A 26,390-nucleotide genomic window follows, 5' to 3' on the forward strand; every position below is an offset into this window, starting at 1 on the left:
GCCGGCACGTTGACCCGTGGTGGGTGAGATGTATCAAATTCGGGTGTCGGATCTCTTCCGCGCACCCCGGGTGTGGCCCGGGTTGTCAGGGGGACGTTCTAGGCTGATGCCCGACACGTCGAACCCACAACGTCGTGGGTGAGGGGAGCCCTAGGTCATGGCCGTCGCCGATGAGGCAGCGATCGAATCCGATCCCGAGCTGGACTTCGGGCCCGGCCCCGGGCTGGCCCTGACGGGCCGGCTGGGGACGTCGGACGATGAGCTCGACGAGCCGCTGCCCAACGCCGAGCGCCTGGTGGCGCAGGCGGTGGAGCTCGCGGGGGAGGATCACACCGCGGCGTCGCTGGTGGGCCGCTTCTGGCGGTTCGCTCCCGACGAGGAGCTGGTGGGTTACACCCCCACCGAGATGCATGCGGCAGCGCTCGCCCACCGGGAGCTGGCCCGCACCCGCCGCCCCGGCGAGCTGCGGCTGGACATCAGCGCGCCGACCGACCGGCAGCCGCACACCGTGTTGTCGATCGTGACGGACGACATGCCGTTCCTGGTCGACTCGGTCACCGCCCTGCTCGTCGCCCACCAGCTCGACGTGCACCTGCTGGTGCACCCGCTGATCGTGGTGCGGCGCGGTCCCGACGGCGAGCTGACCCAGCTCGAGGCCGACGTGGAGCCCGACGACGCGATCGACGGCGACCTGGTGGAGAGCTGGATCCGGGTCGAGATCGACCCGGTCCGCAACGCCGAGGCCCGCGCCCAGCTGCACCAGGAGCTGTGCCGGGTGCTGACCGACGTGCGCGACGCCGTCGACGACTGGCCCCGGATGCGTCAGCGCTCGGTGGTCATCGCCGACGAGCTCGCGGCGGCGCGCGGCTCCGACCGCAAGCTGCCGGTGCCGGACAAGGACGTCACCGACACCATCGAGCTGCTCAAGTGGCTCGCCCACGACCACTTCACCTTCCTCGGCTACCGCGAGTACCAGCTCGAGGGCGACGTGCTGACCGCCGTACCGGGCACCGGCCTCGGCATCCTGCGCGGTGACAACAGCACCCCCCGCAAGCTGTCCTCGATGGCCCCGGAGGCGCACCGCCGCGCCCTGGAGAAGCGCCTGCTGGTGATCACCAAGGCCAACTCCCGGGCCACCGTGCACCGCTCGGCCTACCTGGACTACATCGGCGTCAAGGTCTTCAACGACTCCGGCGAGGTCGTCGGCGAGCGCCGGTTCCTGGGCCTGTTCTCCAGCTCGGCCTACCGCACCAGCGTGCGGGAGCTGCCCGTGGTGCGCCGCAAGGTGATGGAGGTGCTGGACCGCTCCGGGCTCTCGCCGCGCGGGCACTCCGGCAAGGACCTGCTGCAGATCCTGGAGACCTATCCGCGGGACGAGCTCTTCCAGATCAAGACCGATGATCTGTACGAGGCGGTCGTCGGAGTGCTGCGGATGGCCGGCCGCCGGCAGCTGCGGTTGTTCCTGCGCCGCGACGGGTACGGCCGCTTCATCTCCTGCCTGATCTACCTGCCGCGGGACCGGTTCACCACCAGCAACCGCCAGGCCATGCAGGAGATCCTGCTGCGCGAGCTCAACGGCATCGGCGTCGACTACACGACCCGGGTGACCGAGCGGATGCTCGCGCGGGTGCACTTCATCGTGCGCACCGACCCGGCCGACCCGCCCGGCGCGGTCGACCCGAACGTGCTGGCCGAGCTGCTCGCCGACGCGACCCGGATGTGGGACGACGACTTCTCCCTGGTGCTCGAGCGCAAGCTGGGCGAGGAGCCGGCCAAGGACCTCTTCGGTCGGTACGCGGCCGCGTTCCCGGACAGTTACAAGGACGGCCACACTCCGTACGAGGCAGTCCAGGACATCGCCAAGCTGGAGCTGCTGGAGGAGACCGGCCAGCTGGAGATGCACCTCTACCGCAAACGCCACCTCAACCGCGACGGCAACACCGAGCCCGACGACGCCGACGTGCGGTTCAAGGTCTTCCGGTACGGCGAGCCGATGATGCTCTCCGCCGTCCTGCCGGTGCTGCACTCCCTGGGCGCCCAGGTCGTCGACGAGCGGCCGTACGAGGTGCGCCGCCCCGACGGCACCGTCTACCTGTACGACTTCGGTCTGCTGCCGCCGGCCGCGCACCGGGAGCTCTCCGAGGTGCGCCCGCAGGTGGAGAACGCCTTCGCGGCGGCGTGGCGGGGCGAGGCCGAGGTGGACGGCTTCAACGAGCTGGTGCTGCGCGCCGGGCTGACCTGGCGGCAGGTGGTGGTGCTGCGGGCGTACGCGAAATATCAGCGGCAGACCGGCAACGTCTTCTCCCAGCGCTACGTCGAGTCCACGTTCATCGCCTATCCGGAGATCGCCCGCCTGCTGGTGCAGCTGTTCGAGGCGCGGTTCTCACCGCGGCTGGAGCTGGTCGAGGAGGAGCGGGCGCGGCGCGGCGACGAGCTGGCCGAGCAGATCACCACCCTGCTGGACGGCGTCGACAGCCTGGATCAGGACCGCATCCTGCGCTCGTACCTGACGCTCATCCAGGCCACCCTGCGCACGAGCTTCTTCCAGCGCGGCGCCGACTCGCGGCCGAAGTCGTACGTGGCGTTCAAGCTCGACCCGCAGGCCATCCCGGACCTGCCGGCGCCCCGGCCGAAGTACGAGATCTTCGTGTACTCGCCCCGCTTCGAGGGGGTGCACCTGCGCTTCGGCGCGGTCGCGCGCGGCGGCCTGCGCTGGTCGGACCGCCGCGAGGACTTCCGCACCGAGGTCCTCGGCCTGGTCAAGGCGCAGATGGTGAAGAACGCGGTGATCGTGCCGGTCGGCGCCAAGGGTGGCTTCGTGCTCAAGCAGAAGCCGGGCGACCGCGACGAGGCCGTCGCCTGCTACCGCCTGTTCATCGGCGCGCTGCTGGACGTCACGGACAACATCCACAGCGGCAAGATCGTGCCGCCGGTGGAGGTCGTGCGCCACGACGGTGACGACCCGTACCTGGTGGTCGCGGCGGACAAGGGCACGGCCACGTTCTCCGACATCGCCAACGAGATCTCGGTGAGCAAGGACTTCTGGCTGGGTGACGCGTTCGCCTCGGGCGGCTCGGCCGGCTACGACCACAAGAAGATGGGCATCACCGCCCGCGGCGCGTGGGAGTCGGTCAAGAAACACTTCCGCGACCTGGGCGTCGACACCCAGTCGCAGGACTTCACCGTGGTCGGCGTGGGCGACATGTCCGGCGACGTCTTCGGTAACGGGATGCTGCTCAGCGAGCACATCCGGCTGGTGGCCGCCTTCGACCACCGGCACATCTTCCTCGACCCGGACCCGGACGCCGCGACCTCGTACGCCGAACGCCGCCGGCTCTTCGACCTGCCGCGTTCGTCGTGGGCCGACTACGACGCCTCACTGATCAGCGAGGGCGGCGGGGTCTACCCCCGGACGGCGAAATCCATCCCGGTCACCCCGCAGGTCCGCGCGGTGCTGGGGCTGGGCGACGCGACGGCCGTGAGCCCCACCGAGCTGATGCGCGCCATCCTGGCCGCGCCGGTCGACCTGCTCTTCAACGGCGGCATCGGCACCTACGTGAAGGCGAGCACGGAGACCCACGCCGAGGTGGGGGACAAGGCCAACGACCCGATCCGGGTCAACGGCTACGAGGTACGGGCCAAGGTCGTCGGCGAGGGCGGCAACCTGGGCCTGACCCAGCGCGGCCGGATCGAGTACGCCCGGGTCGGCGGGCCGCCGGACGAGAGCGGCGCCGGCCACGGTGGCCGGATCTTCACCGACTTCATCGACAACACGGCCGGCGTGGACTGCTCCGACCACGAGGTCAACATCAAGATCCTGCTCGGCGGCGCGGTGACCGACGGCGAGCTGAGCCTGCCGGACCGCGACGAGCTGCTGGCCGCGATGACCGACGAGGTGGCCGCGCTGGTCCTGCGGGACAACTACGAGCAGGCCACCGCGCTGGGCAGTGCCCGGTCGCAGGCCCACTCGCTGCTGCCCGTGCACCGCCGGATGCTCACCACGCTCGAACAGTCCGGCCAGCTCAACCGCGAGCTGGAGGCGCTGCCGAGCGACAAGGAGCTGGCCGCGCGCTACGAGGCCGGTGAGGGGCTGACCGCGCCGGAGTTCGCGGTGCTGCTCGCGTACGTGAAGATCTCGCTCGAACGCCAGGTCCTCGCCGACGTCCTGGTGGACGAGGCCTGGACCAACGACGTCCTGGCCCGGTATTTCCCCACCCCGCTGCGCGAGCGCTACGCGGCCCGGATGACCGGCCACCGGCTGCGCCGCGAGATCATCTCGACGGCGCTGGTCAACGAGGTGGTCAACCGCGGCGGCACGTCGTTCGTCTTCCGCGCGATGGAGGAGAGCGGCGCCTCGGCGGCGGACGTGATCCGCGCGTACGTCGTGGTCCGCGACGTCTACGGCCTGCCCGACCTGTGGGCGGCGGCGGAGCAGCTGGACAACGAGGTGCCGACGCCGACCCAGACGCTGGTCTACCTGGAGACCCGGCGGCTGCTGGACCGCGCGGTCCGCTGGCTGGTCAGCAACCGCCGCTCGCCGATCGACGTGGCGGGCGAGATCGACCGGCTGCGCCCGGGCGTCCGGGCACTGCTGTCCCAGCTCCCCACCGTGGTCATCGGCGTGGAACGCCGCTCCCTGGAGAGCCACGTGACCACCCTGACGGAACGCGGCATCCCGGAGCAGCTGGCCGACGCCGTCTCCCGGGTGGTCTACGGCTTCGGCATGCTCGACATCCTGGAAACCGCCCGGGCGACCGGCCACGACCCGACCGAGGTGGCGAAGGTCTACTTCGTGATCTCGGAACGCTTCCAGATCGACGTCCTGCTGTCGCACATCTCCCGCCTCCCGCGTGGCGACCGCTGGCAGACCCTGGCCCGCATGGCGCTGCGCTACGACCTGTACGCGGCCCTGGCCGGCCTGACGGCGGAGGTCCTGCAGTCGACCCCGGCATCGGCCCCCCCGGAGGACCGTCTGGCGGAATGGGAGCAGGTGAACGCGGCCTCGATGGCCCGCACCGGAAACGCGATGGGCAACGTGGAGGAAGCACCGGCCGACCTGGCGGCGTTGTCCGTGCTGCTGCGGCAGATCCGCACCCTGGTCAAGACCTCGTCGGCCGTCTGAGGCGTAGTGGCCGCGCCCGACCCGGCCGGGGTGGGGCGCGGCCTGGAGCTGGTTCCTGCGGGGGTCAGCCGCGGGCGACGTCCTCGCCGATGAATCGGGCGATCGCCTTCGCCACCCTCTCCGGTGCGCGGCGTTCGGCGTTGTGACCCTGGCCGTGCAGCAGGAGGCGACGGGCATGGGGCAGGGTCTGCTCGAGCGCGTCCAGCCGTTCCGCCAGGTGTCGCGGTGACTTGTCCCCGCCGAGCAGCAGGATCGGCGTTTTCAGCTGGGCGTAGGCCGCCAGCCGCACCCCCATCTCATCGATCGCGTCGTTGTCGTCCAGCTGCCGCGCCACCCGCTGCCGGTACTCCGGGTGCCGCCCGACGATGACGCCCGCCAGCCAGGCCAGCGGGGCCGGCATCCGGACCACGTCCCGCAGGAAGATCGACAACGCCTTTCCCGGCTTGTCCCGGGCGATCGCCGCGCGGGCCGCCGCCAGCTTGTCGTCGCTCAGCGGCGCGCCGGTCACCACCGGCGGCTCGTAGAGCACCGCGCCCGCGTACGCCCCGGGGTGCGCGACCAGGGCCTCGAGCGCCACCACGCCTCCCGACGAGTGGCCGACCAGCACCGGGCGGTCCAGTTGCGCCGCGATCGCCGCGACGTGCTGGACCTCCTGGGCCATCGTCACCGGCCCCGGCAGGTCCATGCGGTAGCGGCGGCGCTCCAGCCGTACCGTCCGGAAGCGCCCCCGCAGCAGGTCGGTGACCGGCTGCCAGACCGTGCGGTCCCCCATGCCTCCGTGGATCACCAGGATCGGCGTGCCGATGCCCTCGTCCACCGCTTGCGCTTCCGTGCCGTCCTCAGCCAGTGCCCGCATGAACTCCTCCTTAGCGCCGCTAAGGAAAACTTAGCACTGCTAAGGTGACGTCGTGAAGGGCTTGACGCGTGAGGTGCTCATCGAGGCGGGGCTGAAGCTGCTCGACGAGGTCGGCCTGGACGGCCTGACCGTGCGCCGGCTCGCCGCCGAGCTGGGCGTCCAGTCGCCGGCGCTGTACTGGCACATCCGCACCAAGCAGGAACTGCTCGACGGCATGGCGAACGCGATCATCCTGCGCGCCGGGATGGCACCGCCCCACCCGGACGAGCCCTGGCAGGAGTGGCTGGCTCGGCGTGCTCGTTCGTATCGTGCCTCCCTCCTGGCCAGCCGCGACGGTGCCCGGGTGGTTTCCGGGGCCGTACGCGGTGGTGACTCCGTCCGCCACTTCGAGCAGGAGCTCGCCGCGATGGTCGAGCGCGGCTTCACTCCGGTGCAGGCCCTGCGCACGATCACCGCGCTGAGCCACTACATCAACGGCCACGTCCTGCAGGAACAGGCGGTCGCGACCACCCTGGCCGAACGCGCCGAACGCCCGGATCTGAGCGAGCTGCCGACCCTGGCCGCAGCCCTGCGATCCGGCAGCCCGCTCGGCGACGAGGTCTTCGAGTACGGCCTCACGACGCTCATCAAAGGTACGGAATCGCTCCTGCGCCCCTAGCGAGTTATCCACAGCCCCGACGTTGTCCACAGGGCACCCCGCCCGACGTGCGACTTCCGGCAAGCTCGTCGCATGACTTTCACCGCGGCCGTCATCGCTTCGCGTGCACTGTGGCGGCCCTGCCGCTCAACGGCGGCGGGCCTGCTCAATCCGATGCTCGCGCTGTCTCTGGTCGCCCGGCTCCACCGGCGGGCCCCGCCCGTGGTCCGTGGAGGCAGAAATCCGCACCTGCGCCGTTGCCGGCCGGTGGTGGAGGCGGAAGCCCGCACTTGCGCCGTTGCCGGGCCGGCGGTGGAGGCAGATACCCGCACCTGTGCCGTTGCCGGCCGGTGGCGGAAGCCTGCACCCGCGTCGTTGCCGACCGGCGGCAGTGTGAGCCGGGCGCCTCGCCCGATGATTGCTCCCGAAACCCTCGGAGCGCCCGGCCCACCATCCGTGCCGCAGGGTGGTCTCGAACCGGTCCCGAGGTTCGAAGCCCTGCGACATCCCCAGATCCACCTGCAGCAGTGACGCTACGTGGCGATCGGTGCACCGGGGAAGCACTGGGTGTGCGATATGACCGTTCGGTTGGCCGATCCCGGGCGACAGATCCGGCTATACCTGCCCGCCCGGTCCGAAACCACCACCCGACAGCGCACGCCGCTCACGCGGTGGTGACGGAGAGTTAAGGACGGCGAACGTGCGGACAGTGATCAGTCGTCGCGGCGGATCGTGTCGAGCAGGGCCAGGACCTGCCGGAGGGCGGGGCGCAGCACGCGCAGCCGGGACAGGCCCACCAGGCGGTCGACCAGCGGCACGACACCGTCGATGAGGCGCCGGGTGCGGCGCTGATCGGGGGAGCGGTCGTACACCCAGAAGAGCACCACGCCCATCCAGCCGAGCCACAGCAGCTCCGGCAGTTCCTTGCGCAGCTCGGGGTCGAGCTTCGCGGAGGAGCCGTCGACCACATCACGGAAGATCGCGATGGCGGCCTCCCGGGCGGGCGAGGACTCCCGGGAGAACGGGCTCAACGGCGACGACGGCTCGGCGGCGGTCTTGAAGAACGTGGCGGCGAACGAGTGGTACGGCTGGTTGACGTCGATCCCGGCGTGCAGCGCACCGCGTAGCCGGGCGGCGAAGTCCTTCTCGTTCGCGAGGACGACCTCGGCCGCGGCCCGGTGCGCGGCCTGGTTCCGGTCGTAGAACCCCTGGATGAGGTGTTCCTTGGAGTCGAAGTAGTAGTACGCGTTCCCGACCGCGACCCCGGCCTCCTTGGCGACGGCCCGCATGGTGGTCTCGGTGTAACCGCGCTCCCGGAACAACCGCAGCGCGGTCTCGAGGATCAGCTGCCGGGTCTGCTCACCTCGCGGCCGTCGCGGCTTCTCCTCGGCTGCGTCGGCCTTCCCACCGGAGGCACTGTCGGCGTCGGTGCCGGGGGCCGCCTCGGCCGGGACTCCACTGGGTGCCGTCCCGGCCCCGGTCCGCCCCTTGGCCGCGGACCCGGTGTCGGCCCCGGAAACGGACGGGGGCTCGGCGTTGGCCCCGGAGGCGGACGGGGACTCGGTGTTGGCCTCGGAAACGGAGGGGGGCTCGGCGTTGGCCCCGGAAACGGACGGGGACTCGGTGTTGGCCTCGGAAACGGAGGGGGACTCGGTGCTGGCCCCGGAGAGGGACGGGGATTCGGCGTTGGCCCTGGAAGCGGAGGAGGACTCGGTGTTGGCCGCAGGGCCGGACGCGGTCACCGGCTCAGGCGACAAGTTGTCGGGAAGCGACGGAGAGCCGGCGCCGGGCTCATCGGCGGCGGAGTCAGCGGCACTGGTCGTCACACACGTCACCGTAGTCGTCCGTTCGCGTCGACTGGCGGACGGCGGCGGCCGCGGCGATGAAGCGCCGCGCCGTCGGCAGCAGCCGCGGCGAGCTCAGCCGCTCGGCCATCCCGCGGTAGTCCGCCAGCGCCCACAGGCAGGCCAGCCAGGCCCCGTCCGAGACGTAGACCAGACCACCATCGGTGATCACGGTCAGATCCCGCAGCGTCGCGGCGTGGTCCAGCCCGGGGAAGCGCTGCCGGGCCTCCGCCGATCCGGCCGGCACGAAGAGCAACGGTACGAGCTGAGCCCGCCCCGCCAGCCACCGGTGCGCGGCGCGACAGATGGGGCAGCCCTCGTCGTAGAGAACGGTGAAGTACCCGACCCGGCCGGCCCCCTGACCGGCCGGATCGGTGGTCCCCGTCATGCCGGCGCGGGCGGCGGAACAGGCCCCGCCATCCCCTGCCCAGGCCAATCCCCCGAACCGGCACCAACAGATCCCAGCCGGCCGGGACCGGCAGCACCGGGCCCAGCAGCACCGGGTCCAGCAGCACCGGGCCCAGCAGCACCAGGACCGCCGGCCCCGGCGGGACCCCCAGGTCCGCCCATCCCACGCGCCCCGCCGGGGTGGCCACCCGCCCCCGGCCCCTGCGGTCCTCCAGGCGGCGGATACATCGGCAACCGCCCAGCAGGCGGCAGAGGCGGCATCCCCTGCTGCTGCCGCAACCGCCCCCGCCGATACCGCCCGAGGAAGAACACGTTGCACACATGCAGCACCCCGAGCACCAGCAGCACAAACCCGATCTTGTACGACAGCGTCTCCAGTGCCCGGGCTGCGTCCGGCACCCGGGCGTCCGAGCGCATCGCCACCGCCACGAAGCCGAGATTCAGCAGGTAGAAGCCCATCACCAGGAGCTGGTTCACCGCCCGGGCCAGGCGGCTGTCGGCGAAGACGTCCTCCAGGAAGACCAATCCGTTGCGGGACAGCGTGGTCGCCACCCAGACCGTCAGCGCGATGCTGACGATCAGGTAGGCGAGGTACATCCAGACCTTGTGGTCCACGGCCCTCCGCCTTTCTTGAACGCGTTCAACTGGTGTCGTGATCAGCGTAAGGCCTTAGTTGAACGCGTTCAAGGAGATGTGGGGCACAAAGAGAGGCAGCGGCGGGTGGCGGCCCGCCGCTGCCCCGGTCCTGGGTGCCTCAGCTCGTCGCGGTCAGCCCGAGGGCTTCCGCTGCGGCGCGGCCGTTGGCGTGGCTGGCGCCGTACGTGGTGACGAAGGCTCGCGCCCCGATCGGCCGCCAGCTCGCCGGCCAGCCCATCTCCACCACCGCCACAGTATGACGGGCGGCGAGAGTCTCGATGAGCGCTCGCGCCGCCTGCGCTCGATGGGTGTGTCGCCCGACGACCACGATCGGCCGGGAGCCCGCCCGCTCGGCCAGCGCCTCCGCCGACGTGTCCGCGGCCACCACCGACACCTGCTCGGTGCCGTCCAGGTGCGGCTTCAGGCCCCACGGGACGCGGCCCTCCGCCATCGAGTGGCCCGACTCGAGCTGCACCACCAGTGGTGCGCCGAGCTCCACGAGGGAGCCTTCGACCCGTACCGCCCGGCGGGCCGCCGCATAGCCCAGGCCGGCGTCGTGCCGCGGTGGTGTCGCCGGACGCTGCGTCCATCCGGCCAGCGCCGCTGTGCGTTCGGCGGCGTCTTCCAGCCGGCTCAGGGTGAGCCTGCCGTCGCCGACGCCGGCCACGATCTCCGCCGCTACCAGGTCGACCAGCTCCAGGTTCACCCGCGCGCCGATACAGAGCAGGTCGGCGCCCGCCGCGAGGGCCAGCACCGCTGCCTCGCCGGTGCCGCCCGCTGCCAGGGCGGCCCCCTTCATCTCCAGCGCGTCCGTGACGACGGCGCCGCGGAAGCCGTACTCGCCGCGGAGCAGGCCGGTCAGGGTGGCATGGCTGAAGGTCGCCGGGCCGGTGCCGGTCAGCGCGGGCACCCGGATGTGCGCCGTCATGATCGCCTGCGTGCCCGCCGCCACCGCCGCCGCGAACGGGGGCAGGTCGCGGTGGCGCAGCAGGGTCAGCCCGGCGTCCACCGTGGGCAGTTCCAGGTGCGAGTCGGCCGTGGTCGCGCCGTGGCCCGGGAAGTGTTTCGCGCAGGCGGCGACGCCGGCCGCCTGCAGCCCCTCGATCGCGGCGGTCGCGTGCCGGACCACCAGCAGCGGATCCGCGCCGAACGAGCGGGTGCCGATGACCGGGTTGTCGTCGGCCGTGTTGACGTCGACCGTCGGGGCCAGGTCGAAGGTGATCCCGGCGGCGGCCAGGTCGGTGCCGATGGCCGCATAGACCGAGCGGGTGAGGTCCGGGTCGTCGACCGTGCCGAGGGCCGCGTTGCCCGGGTACGGGCTCCCGGTCCGGTGCGCCATCCGGGTGACGTCACCGCCCTCCTCGTCGATCGCGATCAGGGCGTCCCGCCGTACCGTGCGCAGCTCCGCCGTCAGCAGGCCCACCTGGGCCGGGTCGGCGACGTTGGTCCCGAACAGGGTGTGCCCGGCCAGGCCCTCGGTCAGCAGCCGGGCCGCCCACTCCGGGGCCTTGGTCCCCGGGAAGGCGGCGAGCAACGTACGCAGGGCCAGGCGGCGGAGTCCCGGATCGATCGCCATGGTGTCCTTCCTCGGCCCGGCTCTGGTTTTCCGGCCGGGTGGCCTGCATGATCGTCAGATGTCTATCGGGTACGCGGCGCAACCAGTGTGCACGCTGACCGTTACGCTGCGGCTACATGATCTGCTCCTCTCGCCGCAATAGGAAACAATCCTAAATACCAAGGGACGAGTTATGGCCGCCACCCGCCTACCGGGTACCCCGCGACTGCTGCGGGCGCTCAACGACCGTGCCGCGCTCGAGTTGCTGCTCGCGAAGGGTCCGCTGACCCGCGCCCAGCTCGGCGAGATGACCGGGTTGAGCAAGGTGACCGCCTCCCAGCTGGTCGAGCGGCTCGAGGAGCGGGGCCTGGTGCGCCGGGTGGGTGAGCAGGCCGGCGGCCGCGGCCCCAATGCGCAGCTGTACGCCGTCACACCCGGTAGCGCCCACGTCATCGGCGTCGAGGTGCTGCCGGACCGGGTCATCGCCGCGTGCGCGGACATCACCGGCGAGGTGGTGGGCCGCAGCGAGCAGTCGACCCAGGACAGCGACGATCCCGTACGGGCCGTGCACAGCGCTGTGGTCCAGGCGGCCGGCCGCGGCGGCACCGACATGGCGTCCGTGCGCCGGGTGGTGCTGGGCACCCCCGGTCTGGTCGACCCGAAGACCAGCGAGGTCTCGTTCGCCTTCGACCTGCCCCGCTGGCACCGCGGCCTGCTCGCCGAGCTGCGCAAGGATCTGAGCACCCCGGTCGTGTTCGGCAACGACGTCAACCTGGTGGCCATCGCCGAGCAGCACGTCGGTGCGGCCCGGGGCGTCGACGACTTCGTGCTGATCTGGGTCGGCCGGGGCGTCGGTCTGGCCACCGTGATCGGTGGCCGCCTGCACCACGGCAGCACCGGTGCCGCCGGCGAGATCGGTTACCTGCCGGTGGCCGGCGCCGAGATTCCCCGCGACGTGACCAAGCGCGGCGCCAAGGGCGCCTTCCAGACCCTGGTCGCCTCCGACGCAGCCAAGGCGATCGGCAAGAAGTACGGCTTCCGCGGCAACGAGTCCGCCGACGTTGTCCGCGCCGCCGTCGCGGCCGGCGCCGCAGGCGAGGCCCTGCTCGACGAGCTGGCCGCCCGGCTGGCCCTCGGCGTGGCGGCCACCTGCGTGGTGCTGGACCCGCCGCTCGTGGTGCTGGCCGGCGAGGTCAGCCAGGCCGGCGGCCCGGCGCTGGCCGAGCGGGTCGAGAAGGAGGTCGCCGCGATCACCCTGGTCGCGCCGAAGGTCGTGGTCAGCGAGGTGGCCGTCGAGCCGATCCTCAACGGCGCGCTGCTGACGGCGCTGGAGTCCGTCCGCGACGAGGTCTTCGGATCCACCACCGGTTGACCGGGCACGGCGTCCGGGGCCCCGGCGCCTGCATGGTTGGATGGATGCGTGCTCGAGGCAGCGACTGCGACCCCCACCCCACCTGACGAAGACACCGTCATCTCCTTCGACCGGGTGAGCGTCATCCGCGGCGGCAGCTACCTGCTGCGCGGGCTCTCCTGGCAGGTCGAGCTGGACGAGAGATGGGTCGTGCTGGGCCCCAACGGCGCCGGGAAGACGACACTGCTCAATCTCGCGTCCGGACGCCTGCACCCGTCCCGGGGCACCGCCTGGATCCTCGGCGAGCGGCTGGGGCGTACGGACGTCACCGAGCTGCGTACCCGGATCGGCCTGACCACCGGCCAGTTCGCCGACCAGATCCCGCCGTCCGAACGCGTGCTCGACGTCGTGGTCACCGCGGCCTGGTCGGTCGTCGGCCGCTGGCGGGAGAGCTACGACCCGCAGGACGAGGCGCGGGCCCGGGCGCTGCTGGAGCAGCTGGGCATGGGGGCTCTGATCGAGCGCGAGTTCGGCACCCTGTCCGAGGGCGAGCGCAAGCGCACCCAGATCGCCCGCGCGCTGATGACCGATCCCGAGCTCATGCTGCTCGACGAGCCCACCGCGGGGCTGGACCTGGGCGGCCGGGAGGAACTGATCGGCCGGCTGACCGAGCTGGCCGAGGACCCGGACGCCCCGGCGATGGTGCTGGTCACCCATCACGTCGAGGAGATCCCGCCCGGTTTCACCCACGCGATGCTGCTGCGCGAGGGCACGGTCGTGGCCGCGGGCCTGCTCGGCGAGACGCTGACGGCCGCCAACCTGTCCAAGACGTTCGGCCTGCCGCTGCAGGTCCAGCGCTCCGGCGACCGGTACATGGCCCGGGCGGCCTGAGGCAGACGATGACCGACTCCGCCCCGCGCATCGTCGTCGCCGGCAGCGCCAACATGGACCTCGTCGGCCTGGCCCCGCGGCTGCCGTCGCCGGGCGAGACCGTGCTCGGCGACGACTTCGTCATGACACCGGGCGGCAAGGGGGCCAATCAGGCCATCGCCGCCGCCCGCGCGGGTGGCACGTGCACGCTGCTCGGGGCGATCGGCTCGGACGCGTTCGGCGTGACCATCAAGGCCCGGCTGAACGCGTCCGGGGTGGACACCACGCACGTGCGGACCAGCTACGGCGTGTCCGGCGTCGCGGTCATCATGGTCGACCACGCGGGGGAGAACTCGATCATCGTGAGCCCCGGCGCGAACAGCTCCTTCGCGGGGCTCAGTGCCGCCGAGACCGCGGTGATCGCGGACAGCGACGTGCTGCTGTGCCAGCAGGAGATCCCGCTGGACACGGTGGTCGCGGCGGCGCAGGCGGCCCGGGCCGGCGACACCCGGGTGATCCTGAACGCGGCCCCGGCACGCGAGCTGCCGCCGGAGCTGCTGGACTCGGTGGACCTGCTGGTGGTCAACGAGGGCGAGGCGATCGCGATCACCGGGTCGGCTGGGCCGGACATGCCGGCGCTGCTGGCGCTGGTGCCGCGGGTCGTGCTGACCCTGGGCGGCGCCGGTTCCTGGTACGCCGACCGCGACGGCCACGACGAGCGCATCCCGGCCTGCCGGGTCGACGTGGCGGACACCACCGCGGCCGGTGACGCCTTCACCGGGGCGCTGGCGGTCGCCTGGGGCGAAGGCCGGGACCTGGTGCAGGCGGTGCGCTGGGCGAACGCGGCCGGCGCGGCGTGCGTGCGCAAGGTGGGCGCCAGCAACGCCCTGCCCGGCCGCGCGGAGATCGACGCCCTCTACGCCCTGAACTATTAGGACTGGCGGGCCATCGTCACGAAGCGGTGCACCTCGCTGCGCAGCACCTCGGCCAGCTGGCTCAGTCCCGCCGTACCGGAGTCCTGACCGCCGTCGACGGCGGCCGCGATGCCGTTCACCAGGCCGCTCATCTCCCGGATGCTGCCGGTGATGACCTCCAGCACGCTGACCGCGTCCGCCGCCGCCTGCTGCACCGTGTTGACCTGGCCCAGGATCGCCGAGCTGGACTCGCTGGTCTCGTTGGCCAGGTTCTTGACCTCGCCGGCCACGACGGCGAAGCCGCGGCCGGCGTCGCCGGCCCGGGCCGCCTCGATGGTGGCGTTGAGGGCCAGCAGGCGGGTCTGCGAGGCCACCGAGTTGATCAGATCGACCGCGTTGCGGATCTGCTCGGACGCCGTCCGCAGAGAACCGACCGTCTCGACCCCGCGCTCGGCCCCGGTGACCGCCTCGCGCGCGAAGTCCGCGAGCCCGTTGGCCGACGCGCCCATCTCGGTCGCCGCCGTCGCCACCTGCTCGGAGACCGTGAGGACGGCGTTCTCGAGCTCGTCGGCCAGGGCGGACCGCGACCGGGCGGCCTCGGCGAGCTGGGACGTGGACCGGCTCATCTCATCGGTGGACTGGGCGATCCGGGCGGCCGCGTCGCGGAACGCCCCCTGCATGCCGCGCGGCAGGAAACGCCGGTGATAGCGCCCCTCGGCGGCCGCGCCGAGCGCCGCGCCGGCTTCCCGGACGAAGGAGTCGGTCTTGTCGAGCAGCCTGTTGAACGCGTGGCGGGCAGCCTGCTCCTCCGCTGACTCGCCGATGGACGGCAGCCGGGCCTCGAAGTCGCCGGCGGCGGCACGGGCGCAGACATCGGTGATGAGGCGGAGCGTATCGGTCTGCACTAGTACGCACCGTTCGTGAGAGACCAAACAAATTCGTCATATGTCTGGTTGCGGGAGCCCAGGATGTCCTGGAGCTTGGCCCACGACGCGTCCAGCCCGGCGGCCGAGTTGTCGTGCCGGCGTTCCTCGGCGCGCAGCTCGGCGTAGATCTTGCTGATCGCGGTGACCGGGCCGGGCTCGGGGCGCCGCCGGCTGGAGTGGTAGCCGACCAGCCGGCCCTGCGCGTCCGAGGACGGCGTGACATGCGCCAGCACCCAGTAGTGGGCGCCGTCGGTGGCCAGGTTGACCACGTACGCGAAGACCTCCTGCCGCTGCCCGAGCGCTTCCCAGAGCAGCTTGAAGATCGCCCGCGGCATGTCGGGATGCCGGATGATGTTGTGCGGCTTGCCGATGGTCTCGTCCTCGACCAGCGCGGACAGCCGCAGGAAGACGTCGTTGGCGTACGTCAGCACGCCGCGCGGGTCGGTCTTCGTGACGATCAGTTCATCTTCGCCGAGCGTGCGTTCCACGCCGGTCGGTCGTACCTGGGTGGCCTTCATGGTTCTCGTATCGTCGCTGCCCGGCGGCCTTTCGCGGGGCGAATTGCGAGAATCAGCGCCGGGCCACGCGCAGTCCCCAGAGCACCAGCGGAATCTGCAGCGGCAGCCGTCCATACGCGATCGCGCGCCGCACCGGCGCGGCGTCCTGCCAGTCCACGGCCATCTTGACGTTGGCCGGGAACACGGCTGCGAAGAGGCCGGCGGCGGCCAGCCCGCCGAGCCGGCGGGTGCGGGGATGGGCGACCGCGGCGGCGACGGCCAGCTCGGCCGCGCCACTGAGCAGGGTCCACGTGCGCGGGCTGCCCGGCAGCGAGCGCGGCACGATGGCGTCGAACGGCTTCGGCGTGAGGAAGTGCAGGACCCCCGAGGTGGCGAGCAGGCCGGCGAGCGGCAGTGCGCCACTGGTGTCGGTCATGGCACTCCTGATCGGGGGCACCTCAGTGGGCGAGGGCGTCGTGGTCCAGGGCGCGCTGCAGGGCCCGGTAGATCTGGCCGAAGCGCTGCGCGTTGTCGGTGTCCAGCAGGAGGACCTCGGAGCCGCGGATCCGGGCCCAGATCTCCCGGCGGCGGCTGCCCTTGTCGTACGAGCGGTCGACGAACTCCAGCAGGATGTCGGACAGCGGCGCGGCGGCCAGGCCGATCAGGATGCCCCCGCCGATCAGCGCCACGGTGGCGGCCGTGGAGGCGTTGATGACCAGGGCCACCAGGACACCGACGGCGCCGATCACGAGCGGGACGATCATCGCGATGCCGAGGACACCGCGCCCGGCGACCGCGCTCCACGAACGGCGGCCCTGCCGGTGCCAGACCTGGGCGAAGTCGCTGAGGCGGTACTCGCGCCCGCTCATGCGGACCCCGGTGGACGTGACCAGCACGTCCGGATCGCGGTAGTAGGTGATCATCGCCCCTCCTCGGCTTCCATGCTACTTACCCGCGCGAGCGTGGCCTTACGCTGTCGGTGACTGAACGATCGCTAGGGAGGCATGCGCGTGGGTGAGTTCGTACGACTCGAGACGAGCGACGGCATCGGCACGATCCGGCTCGACCGGCCCCCGATGAACCCGCTGAACACGCAGGTCCAGGAGGAGCTGCGGGACGCGGCCCGGGAGGCGGCCGAGGACGCGCAGATCCGGGCGGTGATCGTGTACGGCGGGGAGAAGGTGTTCGCCGCCGGCGCCGACATCACCGAGTTCACCACGACGACGTACCAGGAGATGACCGTCCGGGCGGCCGCCCTGTCCGGTGCCTTCGACGCGGTGGCGAAGATCCCGAAGCCGGTCGTCGCCGCGGTGACCGGCTACGCCCTGGGCGGCGGTTGTGAGCTGGCGCTGGCCTGCGACTGGCGGGTCGTCGCCGAGGACGCCAAGCTCGGTCAGCCGGAGATCAGGCTGGGCCTCATCCCGGGCGCCGGCGGGACCCAGCGGCTGGCCCGGCTCGTCGGCCCGGCGAAGGCCAAGGACCTGGTGTTCTCCGGCCGGATGGTGGACGCCGCGGAAGCCCTGCGGATCGGGCTCGCCGACCGGGTGGTGCCCGCCGCCGACGTGTACGCGAGCGCGGTCGAGCTGCTCAAGCCGTACCTGAACGGTCCGGCCCTGGCCCTGCGGGCCGCCAAGCTGGCGATCGACGGCGGCCTGAGCACCGACCTGGCCTCGGGTCTGGCCTGGGAGAGCCAGCTCTTCGCGGGGCTGTTCGCCACCGACGACCGGATCGAGGGCACCGCGGCGTTCGTGGAGAAGCGCAAGCCGAAGTTCACCGGTCGCTGACCTCGCCGGCTCCACCGGGAAACGCTGCGGCAGAGCTCGCATCCATCGATCTGTTGCCATAAAGTTCCCCTCTGTGACGATGCCCGGTGTGCGCGTGACCTCGGTCCGGCGCACCGTGCGCGTCGCCGTGGCCCTGGTCACCGGGCAGGCTCTGCTGTGCGGGATCATCGGTTTTGTCACCTTCGGCGGTAAGGACCAGACGCCGCCCCGTGCGCGGGCCGCGGAACCGCAGCTCGCCGGGCCCCCGCTCGTGGTGCCGGGGACGAGCCCGCCGCCGTCGCCCAGCGAGCGGCCCGAGCGGCCGAGATCCGCCACCACGAAGCAGACCCGCACCGAGCGGCCGACGTCACCGGCGGCCCCGGCGGCCGTGCGCAGCACCGCCACCCGGTCCGTCAGCCCGTCCCGGACGGTCACGCCTCCGCCGCCCGTGCCGCCGCCCACCGCCACCACGTCACCGACGGATCGTGCCCTGCTGCCACCGTCGTCCCCGGTGTCGGGGGACGACCCGCTGATCCCCGTGGCCGAAGAGCCCTGCGACGAGCGGGGCGCGACCGGCCGGACCGCCGACGGCAAGGCCGTGCGCTGCGAGCGGGACCGCGACGGCGACCTGCGCTGGCGGCTCGTGTAGCGAGATCATCAACTTCCCGGCTGCGCCTACACTGGCGCGCATGTCCATCGACCAGGGTCGGCACTCGCTCGGCGTCGACTTCGGCACCTCGAACACCGTCGCGGTGGCCCGCTGGCCCGACGGGCGGGCCCGGCCGATCCTCGTCGACGGTTCCCCGCTGCTGCCCTCGGCGGTGTATGCCGAGGCCGGCGGGCACCTGGTCGTGGGCCGCGACGCGGTGCACAGCGCCCGGCGCGACCCGGGCCGTTTCGAGCCCAACCCGAAGCGCCGCATCGACGACGGGCTCGTGCTGCTCGGCGACCAGGAGTTCGAGGTCGTCGACATGATCGCCGCGGTGCTGGTCCGGGTGGCCGACGAGTGGCACCGCGCGGTGGGCCCGGTCCGCCCCGAGCTCACCCTCACCTGCCCGGCCACCTGGGGCGCCACCCGCCGGGGCCTGCTCGCCGAGGCCGCCGCCCGGGCCGGGCTGACCCGGGCCCGGCTGGTGGCCGAGCCGGTCGCCGCGGCCACCTACTTCGCCGAGGTGCTGGGCCGCGAGGTGCCGATCGGCTCGGTGGTCGTGGTGCACGACTTCGGCGCGGGCACCTTCGACGTCAGCGTGGTCGCCCGTACCGCCGAGGGCTTCGAGGTGCTGGCCGTGGACGGCCGGGACGACCTCGGCGGGCTGGACATCGACGCCGCCCTGGTCGAGCACATCGGCAAGCTCTGCGCCGAGCGCGACCCGGCGATCTGGCAGCGGCTGACCGAGCCGGCGACCCTGGAGGACCGGCGCGCCCAGCGCCAGCTCTGGGACGACGTCCGGATCGCCAAGGAACGCCTGTCCCGGCTGCAGTCGGCCGACGTGGTGGTGCCGCTGCTCGACCTGGAGCTGCACGTCACCCGCGAGGAGCTGGAGGAGCTGGCCCGGCCGGTGCTCGACCAGACCGTGCAGGTGACCCGGGACCTGCTGCGCTGGGCCGACCTGGCCGAGGGGCGCCTGGCCGGGGTGTTCCTGGTCGGCGGGGCGAGCCGGATCCCGCTGGTGGCGACGCTGCTGCACCGGGCGCTGGGCGAGGCGCCGGTGGCGATCGAGCAGCCCGAGCTGGTGGTGGCCGAGGGCAGCATCCTCGCGGACGCGGCCCTGCTCGCCGAGGAGCCGGCCGCGCCCGGTCCCACCGCCGAGATGCGGCTGCTCTCCCGGCAGCAGCAGCCGGCTCCTTCCCCGGCCCCGGCGATTTCCGCGATCCCGGCGAATTCCCCGACCTCGCCCGCTTTCCCGGGCCGGCCCGCGCCGCCCACGACCCCGCATGCCGCCGCTGCGATGCCGCCCGCTGCGGCGTCCGCGCCGCACCCGAGCGCTTCAACGTCTGCCCCGCGGTCCGGGCCTCCGGCGTCCGCTTCGCCGCGGTCGCGGATGGACGACGCGGAGACCGTGCCCTCAGCGCGGGATTCTCTGCTGCCGCCACCGGCCGTCGACCCGTGGCCCGACGCCCAGCAGCACTGGGTGCCGGATCCGGACCAGACCGTCGCGTCCGAGCCCTCCTGGGACGTGCACGCCCTGCCGCGGACTCCGCCGCCGACGAACACCGCCGCCTCGGCCGGAGCCGCCGACAAAACGGCACGGCGGGCCACGTCCGCGACCCGGCCGATGTCCCAGCCCGGCGCCCGGTTCGCGACCGGCTCCGTGGCGGCCCGTCCCGTGTCCCCGCCCGGCGCGCGTTCCGCCGCCGGCGCGGTGTCCTCCCGCCCGGTGCCGCCGCCGGACCGCGGCCCGGGTAAGCGGCCCGCCCGCACGGCCGAGCGGGACGCGCCGCCGCCCGCGCCCCGGCAGCGCCGGCGCACGGGCGGCTTCGTGCGCTTCCTCCAGCTCCTGTTCAGCATGCTGGTGCTGGTCACGGTGCCGGTGGCGGCGATGGTGGCGGCGTACGGGGTGATCGCGAACGTGTCGATGGAGGAGGCGGCCCGGTTCATCGTGGACGACCTGCGACGGCTGCTGGAGCGAGTCTGATTCATCTTTGCCCGGTCGCCCGGTAGCGTGCTGGCGAGGACCGAGCGGCGGGAGCTGGCATGGCGGAGATGATCGAGGGCCACGGCGGGGACCTGGCGCTGGCGGCGCTGCGGGCGTACGGGGTGACGGAGATGTTCACGCTCTCCGGCGGGCACGTCTTCCCGCTGTACGACGCCGCGCACAAGTCCGGCTTCCCGATCTACGACGTACGGCACGAGCAGTCCGCCGTCTTCGCCGCCGAGGCCGTCGCCAAGCTCCAGCGCCGCCCCGGCCTGGCCGTGCTGACCGCCGGTCCCGGGGTGACCAATGGCATCTCCGGCCTGACCAGCGCGTTCTTCAACGCCTCGCCGGTGCTGGTGCTCGGCGGCCGGGCGCCCGCCTTCCGCTGGGGCTCGGGCAGCCTGCAGGAGATCGACCACGTCCCGCTGGTCAGTCCGGTCACCAAGTACGCCGCGACCGTAACCGGCACCGAGGAGATCCCCGGCGAGGTGGCGAAGGCGCTGACCGCCGCGCTGACCGCCCACCGCGGTCCGGCGTTCCTGGACCTGCCGCTCGAGGTGCTCTTCTCCAGCGAGGACGTCGCCGCGCCCGGCGCCCCCGAGATCCCGGTCGTGCAGCCCGACCCCGAGCAGGTCACCCAGGCCGCCACCCTGCTGGCCACCGCCGAGCGCCCGGTGATCATCGCCGGCTCCGACGTGTGGGGCGGCGACGCGATCGCCGAGCTGCGCGCCGCCGCCGAGGCGCTGCAGATCCCGGTCTTCACCAACGGCATGGGCCGGGGCGCGCTGCCGCCCGGTCATCCGCTCGCCTTCGCCAAGGCCCGCCGCCCGGCGCTGAACGAGGCCGACGTGGTGGCCGTCATCGGCACCCCGCTCGACTTCCGGCTCGGCTTCGGCGAGTTCGGTGCGGCCCGGGTCGTGCACATCGTCGACGCCCCGACCCAGCGCGCCGGGCACGTGGAGACGGCGGTCTCACCCGCCGGTGACCTGCGGCTCATCCTCACCGCGCTGGCTGAGCACAGCGGCCGGCGGGCGGATCACAGCGAATGGATCGAGGGCCTGCGCGCCGCCGAGGACGCCGGCAAGGCCCGGGACGCCGAGGCGATGGCCGCGGAGAGCGATCCGATCAAGCCCGCCCGCATCTACGGCGAGTTGCGCAAGGTCCTGGCCCCGGACGCGGTCACGATCGGCGACGGCGGGGACTTCGTCTCGTACGCGGGCCGCTTCCTCGAGCCCGCCCAGCCCGGCACCTGGCTCGACCCCGGCCCGTACGGCTGCCTCGGCACCGGCCTGGGCTACGCGATGGGGGCCCGGGTCACCTACCCCGACCGGCAGATCTGCGTGCTCATGGGCGACGGCGCGGCCGGCTTCTCGCTGATGGACGCCGAGTCGCTGGCCCGGCAGGAGCTGCCCGTGGTGATCGTGGTGGGCAACAACGGCATCTGGGGCCTGGAGAAGCACCCCATGCAGGCCATGTACGGCTATGACGTCGCCGCGGACCTGCAGCCCGGCCTGCACTACGACCGCGTGGTCCAGGCGCTGGGCGGGGCCGGCGAGACGGTGGAGAAGTCGTCCGACCTGGGACCGGCTCTGGAGCGCGCGTTCGACGCGGGCGTGCCGTACCTGGTCAACGTGCTGACCGACCCGGCCGACGCCTACCCGAGGTCGTCGAACCTGGCCTGACGGGCCCGGCTCATTCGTCGTTCTTCTCCAGATCACGCTCCCACTGGGCGAGCAGCTCCCGGTCGCGCTTGGATTGCTCGGTGTCCACCGAGCGCAGGAAGTCGGGGTCGTCGTCCGGCGCGGCCGGACGTGGCTTGCGCAGCACGGGGCCGTGCTCACGCGGTGGCGCCTTGGGGCGTCCCGAGACGAAGTAGGCGAACGGACCGAGCAGGGGGATCAGCAGGATGACGAGCACCCAGAGCACTCGGGGCATGGTGCGGACCCGGGGGGCCGACAACACGCTGATGAGAGCGAGCACCAGAAGGACGAGCTGCACCGCAGCCAGGAAGACGAACAACCGGACCATGAGGCAATGATGACGCGCCGCACCGGTAACGGCGACGATCAGAGCGTGACAAGCACCGTTGCGAGGATCGCGAAGGCCACCGTGATCCCCGCATAGGCGGTGATAGTGCGCTCACCGGGCCGCGGCGGGTCGAGCGCGAGACCCCGGGCCCGGCGGTACGCGAGAGCCACCAGCGCAGCCCAGCCGGCCAGGGCGCCCGCCGCCATCAGGTACGTGCCGGGCCCCGCCGCGGGACTGAACGCCGGGCGTACCGCCAGCAGCGCGACCGCGGCAGCCGACAATCCGGTACGCCGCCAGGCCAGCCGGGTGCGCTCCGCCGACGCGCCGGGATCGACGGTCACCCGGCCGCCTTGATCACGACCGCGACCACCAGCAGCAGCGCGCCGAACGCCACCACCAGCGCCAGGATCGCCGGGAACCGGGACTTCGGCAGGTCGGCGCCGAGCCGCATGGCGCGTTCCGTACGCGCCCAGTGGTCCACCGCCCGCAGCGCGACCACCCCGCCCAGCAGCAGCAACGCGATGGCGATGCCCTCGCGCAGGTGGGCGATCGGCAGCGGCGGCAGGAACTGCGCGCACGCGAGCCCGCCGGCCAGCAGGGCCAGGGCGGTCCTGATCCAGGCCAGGAAGGTGCGCTCATTGGCCAGCGAGAACCGGTAGTCCGGCTTCTCGCCGACCACCGGGGTCTTCTGCGGGTTGAACCACTGGTCGAGCACCTGGGGATTATCGACCAGTGAAGTGAACATTCGCACCCGGCTCCTCCCGCCCCCGCCTGGTCGTCGTGGGAGAAGATGGATCAGGTCCATCGGTGAGGTGAGTCACTCCCGGTGGTGGAGACCCCTATGCTACCGACGGGTAACATCGGCCGGGGGGACAGCGGCCACGGCTGCAGGCGTGCGTCCACAAACAGGAGGGTCGTCGAAGCGCGATGAACATCGTCGTACTGGTCAAGCAGGTACCCGACTCCGGTGCTGAGCGCACCCTGAGCCCGGGCGACAACACCGTCGAGCGGTCCTCGGCGAACAACGTCATCAACGAGATGGACGAGTACGCCATCGAGGAGGCGCTGAAGATCAAGGAGGCGCACGGTGGCGAGGTGACCGTGCTGACGATGGGACCCGAGCGCGCCACCGAGTCCATCCGCAAGGCGCTGTCCATGGGCCCCGACAAGGCCGTCCACATCACCGACGACGCCCTGCACGGCTCCTGCGCCGTCGCGACCTCCAAGGTCCTGGCCGCCGCCCTGGGCACCCTCAACGCCGACCTGGTGCTGTGCGGCGCCGAGTCGACCGACGGCCGGGTCCAGGTCATGCCGCACATGCTGGCCGAGCGGCTGGGCGTCGCGGCGCTCACCGGCGCCCGCAAGCTCACCGTCGACGGCAGCCAGCTGACCGCCGAGCGGCAGACCGACGAGGGCTACGAGGTCGTCACCGCGGCCACGCCGGCCGTGGTCAGCGTCTGGGACACCATCAACGAGCCGCGCTACCCCTCCTTCAAGGGCATCATGGCCGCGAAGAAGAAGCCGGTGCAGACCCTGTCGCTCGCCGACCTGGGCGTCTCCGCCGACGAGGTCGGCGCCGCGGGCGCGACCTCCGCGGTCGTCGAGTTCGCGAAGCGGCCGCCGCGGTCGGCCGGCACCAAGATCACTGACGAGGGTACGGGCGGCGAGCAGCTCGTCGCGTACCTGGCCGCCGAGAAGTTCGTCTGAGAAGGGCTCCCACCATGGCTGAAGTACTGGTCGTCGTCGAGGCCTCGCAGGCTTCCGGCGTCAAGAAGGTCACGCTCGAGATGCTGACCATCGCCCGCTCGCTGGGTTCGGTCTCGGCGGTCGTGCTCGGCGGCCCCGGCGCCGCGGCCGAGCTCGCCGGCAAGCTCGGCGAGTACGGCGCCGAGAAGATCTACGCCGCGGAGAGCGACGAGATCGACGGTTACCTGGTCGCTCCCAAGGCCACCGTCGTCGCCGAGCTGGTCAAGCGGATCCAGCCCGCCGCGGTCCTGCTGGGCTCCACCCAGGAGGGCAAGGAGATCGCCGGCCGGCTCGCCGTCAAGCTGGAGAACGGCCTGCTGGTCGACGCGGTCGAGGTGGCCGGGGACGGCACCGCGACCCAGGTGGTCTTCGCCGGCTCCACGATCGTCAAGTCCCGGGTCACCAAGGGCGTGCCGATCATCACCATCCGCCCGAACTCGGTCACCCCGGCCCCGCAGGCGGCCACCCCGGCCGTCGAGCAGCTCACCGTGGTCGCCTCCGACACCGACAAGCTGACCAAGGTCGTCGAGCGGGTCGCCGAGCAGAAGGGCTCGCGTCCCGAGCTCAGCGAGGCCTCGATCGTCGTGTCCGGCGGACGCGGCGTCGGCAACGCCGACAACTTCAAGCTGGTCGAGGAGACCGCCGACCTGCTCGGCGCCGCCGTGGGTGCCTCCCGCGCGGCGGTCGACTCCGGCTACTACCCGCACCAGTTCCAGGTGGGCCAGACCGGCAAGACGGTCTCCCCGCAGCTGTACCTGGCCCTGGGCATCTCCGGCGCGATCCAGCACCGGGCGGGCATGCAGACCTCGAAGACCATCGTCGCGGTCAACAAGGACGCCGAGGCGCCGATCTTCGAGCTGGCCGATTTCGGTGTGGTGGGCGACCTGTTCAAGGTCGTACCCCAGGCCAACGACGAGATCCGCAAGCGCAAGTAACCAGCGCGACGGAACGGCCCGGCGCCGCGTGCGCCGGGCCGTTCCCCGCTCCATCCATCCGGATCGTTTCGGTTGACGGCTCAAGGCATAAGCTTCACTTGATGGCCTACCTGGATCACGCGGCGACCACGCCGATGCTCGCCGAAGCGCTCGACGCCTACGTCGCGGCCGCCCGCGAGGTCGGCAATCCGTCGTCCCTGCACGCGGCCGGCCGCTGGGCCCGCCGGCAGGTCGAGGAGTCCCGCGAGCGCATCGCCGCGGTGCTCGGCGCCCGCCCGTCCGAGGTGATCTTCACCAGCGGCGGGACGGAGAGCGACAACCTCGCGACCAAGGGCATCTACTGGGCCCGCCGGGGCGCCGACCGCCGCCGCAACCGGGTGGTGGCCTCAGCGGTCGAGCACCACGCGGTCCTGGACGCGGTCGAATGGCTGGCCACCCACGAGGGCGCCGAGGTCAGCTGGCTGCCGGTCGACGCGGCGGGCCGGGTCGACCCGGAAACGCTGGCCACTCTGGTGGCCGAGCACGGCGACGAGATCGCGGTGATCAGCACCCAGTGGGCGAACAACGAGGTCGGCACGATCCAGCCGATCGACGAGCTGTCCCGGCTGGCGACGCAGGCCGGCATTCCCTTCCACACCGACGCCGTGCAGGCGGTGGGCCAGGTTCCGGTCGACTTCGCGGCCAGCGGCGTGGCGGCGCTCACGGTGACCGGACACAAGCTCGGCGGCCCGATCGGCGTCGGCGCGCTGCTGCTGGGCCGCGACATCGCCGCGACCCCGCTGCTGCACGGCGGCGGCCAGGAGCGCGACGTCCGCTCCGGGACCCTGGACACCCCGGGGGTGGTCGCGTTCGCGGTGGCGGTCGAGGCCGCGGTCAAAACCCGCGAGGAGTACGCCCAGAGGGTGGCCGCCCTCCGCGACGAACTGGTGGAACGCATCCACAAGGCGATCCCGGACGCGGTCTTCAACGGCCACGCCACGGACCGCCTGCCGGGCAACGCCCACTTCTCCTTCCCGGGTTGCGAGGGAGACGCCCTGCTGCTCCTCCTGGACGCCCAGGGCATCGCCTGCTCGACCGGCTCGGCGTGCTCGGCCGGAGTGGCCCAACCGTCACACGTCCTGCTGGCCATGGGCGCAGACAACGACCGCGCCCGCTCATCACTGCGCTTCACCCTCGGCCACACCTCAACGGTCGAAGACGTGGACACGCTGCTAGCAGCCCTGCCGGGCGCGGTCGAGCGCGCCCGCCGCGCAACAGCGTGGAAAACACCCCGCTGACCCACGGCTGCGCTCACTGCCCACCGATTGCTCCGCCTGCGGGTCCGGTCCCTGCCATGCGCTGCTGAGCGCCCCACCACCGGCTCGGTCTCGGCCCGGGCGGGGCCGCCCGGCTCGGCTACCCAGGTCCGCCTGACCCGGCACTCCGCCGGTCCGGCCGGCTGCTTGTTCGCCGGCCCGGCCGTGGTTGGTCTTTGTTGATTGGTCTTGGGTGGTGGCTGGTCTGGGTTGGTCGGTCTTGGGCCGTCGCCGGTCCGGACTGATCATCTTGGCCGACCTCGCTGCTCGGTCGCCTGCGCTGGGCTGGGACGCCCGGCGTCCGCCGCCCTGCGGCTGCGTAGCAGCCCTCCATCGTTTTCGCCCGGACGGTGGCGGCACTGGGTCGGGAC

The 26,390-nt window shown here is 72.3% G+C and carries 24 protein-coding genes; 12 read left to right on the forward strand and 12 right to left on the reverse strand.

From position 1 onward, the window contains the following. Nucleotides 1–157: 157 nt before the first annotated feature. On the forward strand, nucleotides 158–5,122 hold the full coding sequence (locus tag Aau02nite_RS41005; RefSeq protein WP_212994060.1) for an NAD-glutamate dehydrogenase: 4,965 nt from the start codon (nucleotides 158–160) through the stop codon (nucleotides 5,120–5,122). Between the two features lie 64 nt (nucleotides 5,123–5,186). Here the strand turns inward: Aau02nite_RS41005 and Aau02nite_RS41010 are convergent, their stop codons facing one another. After that, the gene (locus Aau02nite_RS41010; RefSeq protein ID WP_212994061.1) at nucleotides 5,187–5,978 is read right to left on the reverse strand and encodes an alpha/beta fold hydrolase; all 792 of its coding nucleotides are present in this window, start codon (nucleotides 5,976–5,978) and stop codon (nucleotides 5,187–5,189) included. Nucleotides 5,979–6,030: 52 nt separating this feature from the next. Here Aau02nite_RS41010 and Aau02nite_RS41015 point away from each other — a divergent pair, with 52 nt between their 5' ends. Then, the gene (locus Aau02nite_RS41015) at nucleotides 6,031–6,636 is read left to right on the forward strand and encodes a TetR/AcrR family transcriptional regulator C-terminal domain-containing protein (RefSeq protein ID WP_212994062.1); all 606 of its coding nucleotides are present in this window, start codon (nucleotides 6,031–6,033) and stop codon (nucleotides 6,634–6,636) included. A 692-nt stretch (nucleotides 6,637–7,328) separates the two neighbouring features. Here Aau02nite_RS41015 and Aau02nite_RS47025 read toward each other — a convergent pair. The 4 genes from Aau02nite_RS47025 to Aau02nite_RS41035 form a co-directional block, all read right to left on the reverse strand. After that, nucleotides 7,329–8,357: a TetR family transcriptional regulator gene (locus Aau02nite_RS47025; protein ID WP_246595826.1), complete on the reverse strand. Its 1,029-nt coding sequence runs from the start codon at nucleotides 8,355–8,357 to the stop codon at nucleotides 7,329–7,331. Nucleotides 8,358–8,421: 64 nt separating this feature from the next. Beyond that, nucleotides 8,422–8,847, reverse strand: coding sequence for a thiol-disulfide oxidoreductase DCC family protein (locus Aau02nite_RS41025; RefSeq protein ID WP_212994063.1), 426 nt, complete (start codon nucleotides 8,845–8,847; stop codon nucleotides 8,422–8,424). Continuing rightward, on the reverse strand, nucleotides 8,844–9,482 hold the full coding sequence (locus Aau02nite_RS47030) for a hypothetical protein (protein WP_246595827.1): 639 nt from the start codon (nucleotides 9,480–9,482) through the stop codon (nucleotides 8,844–8,846). Before Aau02nite_RS47030 ends, Aau02nite_RS41025 begins: the two co-directional genes overlap by 4 nt. Before the next feature lie 139 nt (nucleotides 9,483–9,621). Further along, a complete protein-coding gene (locus tag Aau02nite_RS41035) occupies nucleotides 9,622–11,079 on the reverse strand; it encodes a glycoside hydrolase family 3 protein (protein ID WP_212994064.1) in 1,458 nt (485 codons plus the stop codon). 172 nt (nucleotides 11,080–11,251) lie between these two features. Between Aau02nite_RS41035 and Aau02nite_RS41040 the strand changes: the two genes are divergently transcribed. The 3 genes from Aau02nite_RS41040 to Aau02nite_RS41050 are packed head-to-tail and all read left to right on the forward strand — an operon-like array spanning nucleotide 11,252 to nucleotide 14,214. Continuing rightward, nucleotides 11,252–12,430: an ROK family transcriptional regulator gene (locus Aau02nite_RS41040; RefSeq protein ID WP_212994065.1), complete on the forward strand. Its 1,179-nt coding sequence runs from the start codon at nucleotides 11,252–11,254 to the stop codon at nucleotides 12,428–12,430. A gap of 48 nt (nucleotides 12,431–12,478) precedes the next feature. Beyond that, nucleotides 12,479–13,300, forward strand: coding sequence for an ABC transporter ATP-binding protein (locus tag Aau02nite_RS41045; protein ID WP_246595828.1), 822 nt, complete (start codon nucleotides 12,479–12,481; stop codon nucleotides 13,298–13,300). Nucleotides 13,301–13,308: 8 nt separating this feature from the next. Continuing rightward, complete coding sequence (locus tag Aau02nite_RS41050; protein WP_212994067.1) at nucleotides 13,309–14,214, forward strand: ribokinase; 906 nt, start codon at nucleotides 13,309–13,311, stop codon at nucleotides 14,212–14,214. Here Aau02nite_RS41050 and Aau02nite_RS41055 read toward each other — a convergent pair. Genes Aau02nite_RS41055 through Aau02nite_RS41070 form a run of 4 tightly spaced genes read right to left on the reverse strand, consistent with a single transcriptional unit; the run spans nucleotide 14,211 to nucleotide 16,539 of the window. Continuing rightward, complete coding sequence (locus Aau02nite_RS41055; RefSeq protein WP_246595829.1) at nucleotides 14,211–15,098, reverse strand: methyl-accepting chemotaxis protein; 888 nt, start codon at nucleotides 15,096–15,098, stop codon at nucleotides 14,211–14,213. The genes Aau02nite_RS41050 and Aau02nite_RS41055 overlap by 4 nt on opposite strands. Then, nucleotides 15,098–15,637 (reverse strand): PAS domain-containing protein, encoded by a 540-nt coding sequence (locus tag Aau02nite_RS41060; RefSeq protein ID WP_212994069.1) that lies wholly within the window; start codon nucleotides 15,635–15,637, stop codon nucleotides 15,098–15,100. Before Aau02nite_RS41060 ends, Aau02nite_RS41055 begins: the two co-directional genes overlap by 1 nt. Before the next feature lie 52 nt (nucleotides 15,638–15,689). Next, on the reverse strand, nucleotides 15,690–16,052 hold the full coding sequence (locus tag Aau02nite_RS41065) for a DoxX family protein (RefSeq protein ID WP_212994070.1): 363 nt from the start codon (nucleotides 16,050–16,052) through the stop codon (nucleotides 15,690–15,692). A 22-nt stretch (nucleotides 16,053–16,074) separates the two neighbouring features. After that, nucleotides 16,075–16,539, reverse strand: a complete 465-nt coding sequence (locus tag Aau02nite_RS41070; protein WP_212994071.1) for a DUF6232 family protein — start codon at nucleotides 16,537–16,539, stop codon at nucleotides 16,075–16,077. Nucleotides 16,540–16,626: 87 nt separating this feature from the next. Here Aau02nite_RS41070 and Aau02nite_RS41075 point away from each other — a divergent pair, with 87 nt between their 5' ends. The 4 genes from Aau02nite_RS41075 (at nucleotide 16,627) to Aau02nite_RS41090 (ending at nucleotide 21,697) form a co-directional block, all read left to right on the forward strand. Continuing rightward, entirely contained in the window at nucleotides 16,627–17,400 is a 774-nt protein-coding gene (locus tag Aau02nite_RS41075; RefSeq protein ID WP_212994072.1) for an enoyl-CoA hydratase/isomerase family protein, read from the forward strand. A gap of 73 nt (nucleotides 17,401–17,473) precedes the next feature. Beyond that, nucleotides 17,474–18,028 carry a hypothetical protein gene (locus tag Aau02nite_RS41080; RefSeq protein WP_212994073.1) on the forward strand — a complete coding sequence of 185 codons (555 nt, stop codon included), beginning with the start codon at nucleotides 17,474–17,476 and terminating at the stop codon, nucleotides 18,026–18,028. A gap of 40 nt (nucleotides 18,029–18,068) precedes the next feature. Further along, nucleotides 18,069–20,015, forward strand: a complete 1,947-nt coding sequence (locus Aau02nite_RS41085; protein ID WP_212994074.1) for an Hsp70 family protein — start codon at nucleotides 18,069–18,071, stop codon at nucleotides 20,013–20,015. A 59-nt stretch (nucleotides 20,016–20,074) separates the two neighbouring features. Continuing rightward, a complete protein-coding gene (locus Aau02nite_RS41090; RefSeq protein WP_212994075.1) occupies nucleotides 20,075–21,697 on the forward strand; it encodes an acetolactate synthase in 1,623 nt (540 codons plus the stop codon). Nucleotides 21,698–21,707: 10 nt separating this feature from the next. Here the strand turns inward: Aau02nite_RS41090 and Aau02nite_RS41095 are convergent, their stop codons facing one another. From Aau02nite_RS41095 to Aau02nite_RS41105, 3 genes are read right to left on the reverse strand one after another with little or no spacing between them, the layout of a single operon-like run. Next, nucleotides 21,708–22,043: a PLDc N-terminal domain-containing protein gene (locus Aau02nite_RS41095; RefSeq protein WP_212994076.1), complete on the reverse strand. Its 336-nt coding sequence runs from the start codon at nucleotides 22,041–22,043 to the stop codon at nucleotides 21,708–21,710. Between the two features lie 38 nt (nucleotides 22,044–22,081). Continuing rightward, nucleotides 22,082–22,384: a DUF202 domain-containing protein gene (locus Aau02nite_RS41100; protein ID WP_212994077.1), complete on the reverse strand. Its 303-nt coding sequence runs from the start codon at nucleotides 22,382–22,384 to the stop codon at nucleotides 22,082–22,084. Then, the gene (locus tag Aau02nite_RS41105; RefSeq protein ID WP_212994078.1) at nucleotides 22,381–22,788 is read right to left on the reverse strand and encodes a YidH family protein; all 408 of its coding nucleotides are present in this window, start codon (nucleotides 22,786–22,788) and stop codon (nucleotides 22,381–22,383) included. Before Aau02nite_RS41105 ends, Aau02nite_RS41100 begins: the two co-directional genes overlap by 4 nt. 182 nt (nucleotides 22,789–22,970) lie before the next feature. Between Aau02nite_RS41105 and Aau02nite_RS41110 the strand changes: the two genes are divergently transcribed. The 3 genes from Aau02nite_RS41110 to Aau02nite_RS41120 all read left to right on the forward strand — a co-directional run bounded on the left by Aau02nite_RS41110 (nucleotide 22,971) and on the right by Aau02nite_RS41120 (nucleotide 26,001). Then, nucleotides 22,971–23,750: an electron transfer flavoprotein subunit beta/FixA family protein gene (locus Aau02nite_RS41110; protein ID WP_212994079.1), complete on the forward strand. Its 780-nt coding sequence runs from the start codon at nucleotides 22,971–22,973 to the stop codon at nucleotides 23,748–23,750. 14 nt (nucleotides 23,751–23,764) lie between these two features. Next, on the forward strand, nucleotides 23,765–24,724 hold the full coding sequence (locus Aau02nite_RS41115) for an electron transfer flavoprotein subunit alpha/FixB family protein (RefSeq protein ID WP_212994080.1): 960 nt from the start codon (nucleotides 23,765–23,767) through the stop codon (nucleotides 24,722–24,724). Nucleotides 24,725–24,825: 101 nt separating this feature from the next. Then, nucleotides 24,826–26,001, forward strand: a complete 1,176-nt coding sequence (locus Aau02nite_RS41120) for a cysteine desulfurase family protein (protein WP_212994081.1) — start codon at nucleotides 24,826–24,828, stop codon at nucleotides 25,999–26,001. Nucleotides 26,002–26,390 lie beyond the last annotated feature (389 nt).

It is taken from the genome of Actinoplanes auranticolor (assembly GCF_018332655.1).
In the GTDB taxonomy this organism is placed as follows: domain Bacteria; phylum Actinomycetota; class Actinomycetes; order Mycobacteriales; family Micromonosporaceae; genus Actinoplanes; species Actinoplanes auranticolor.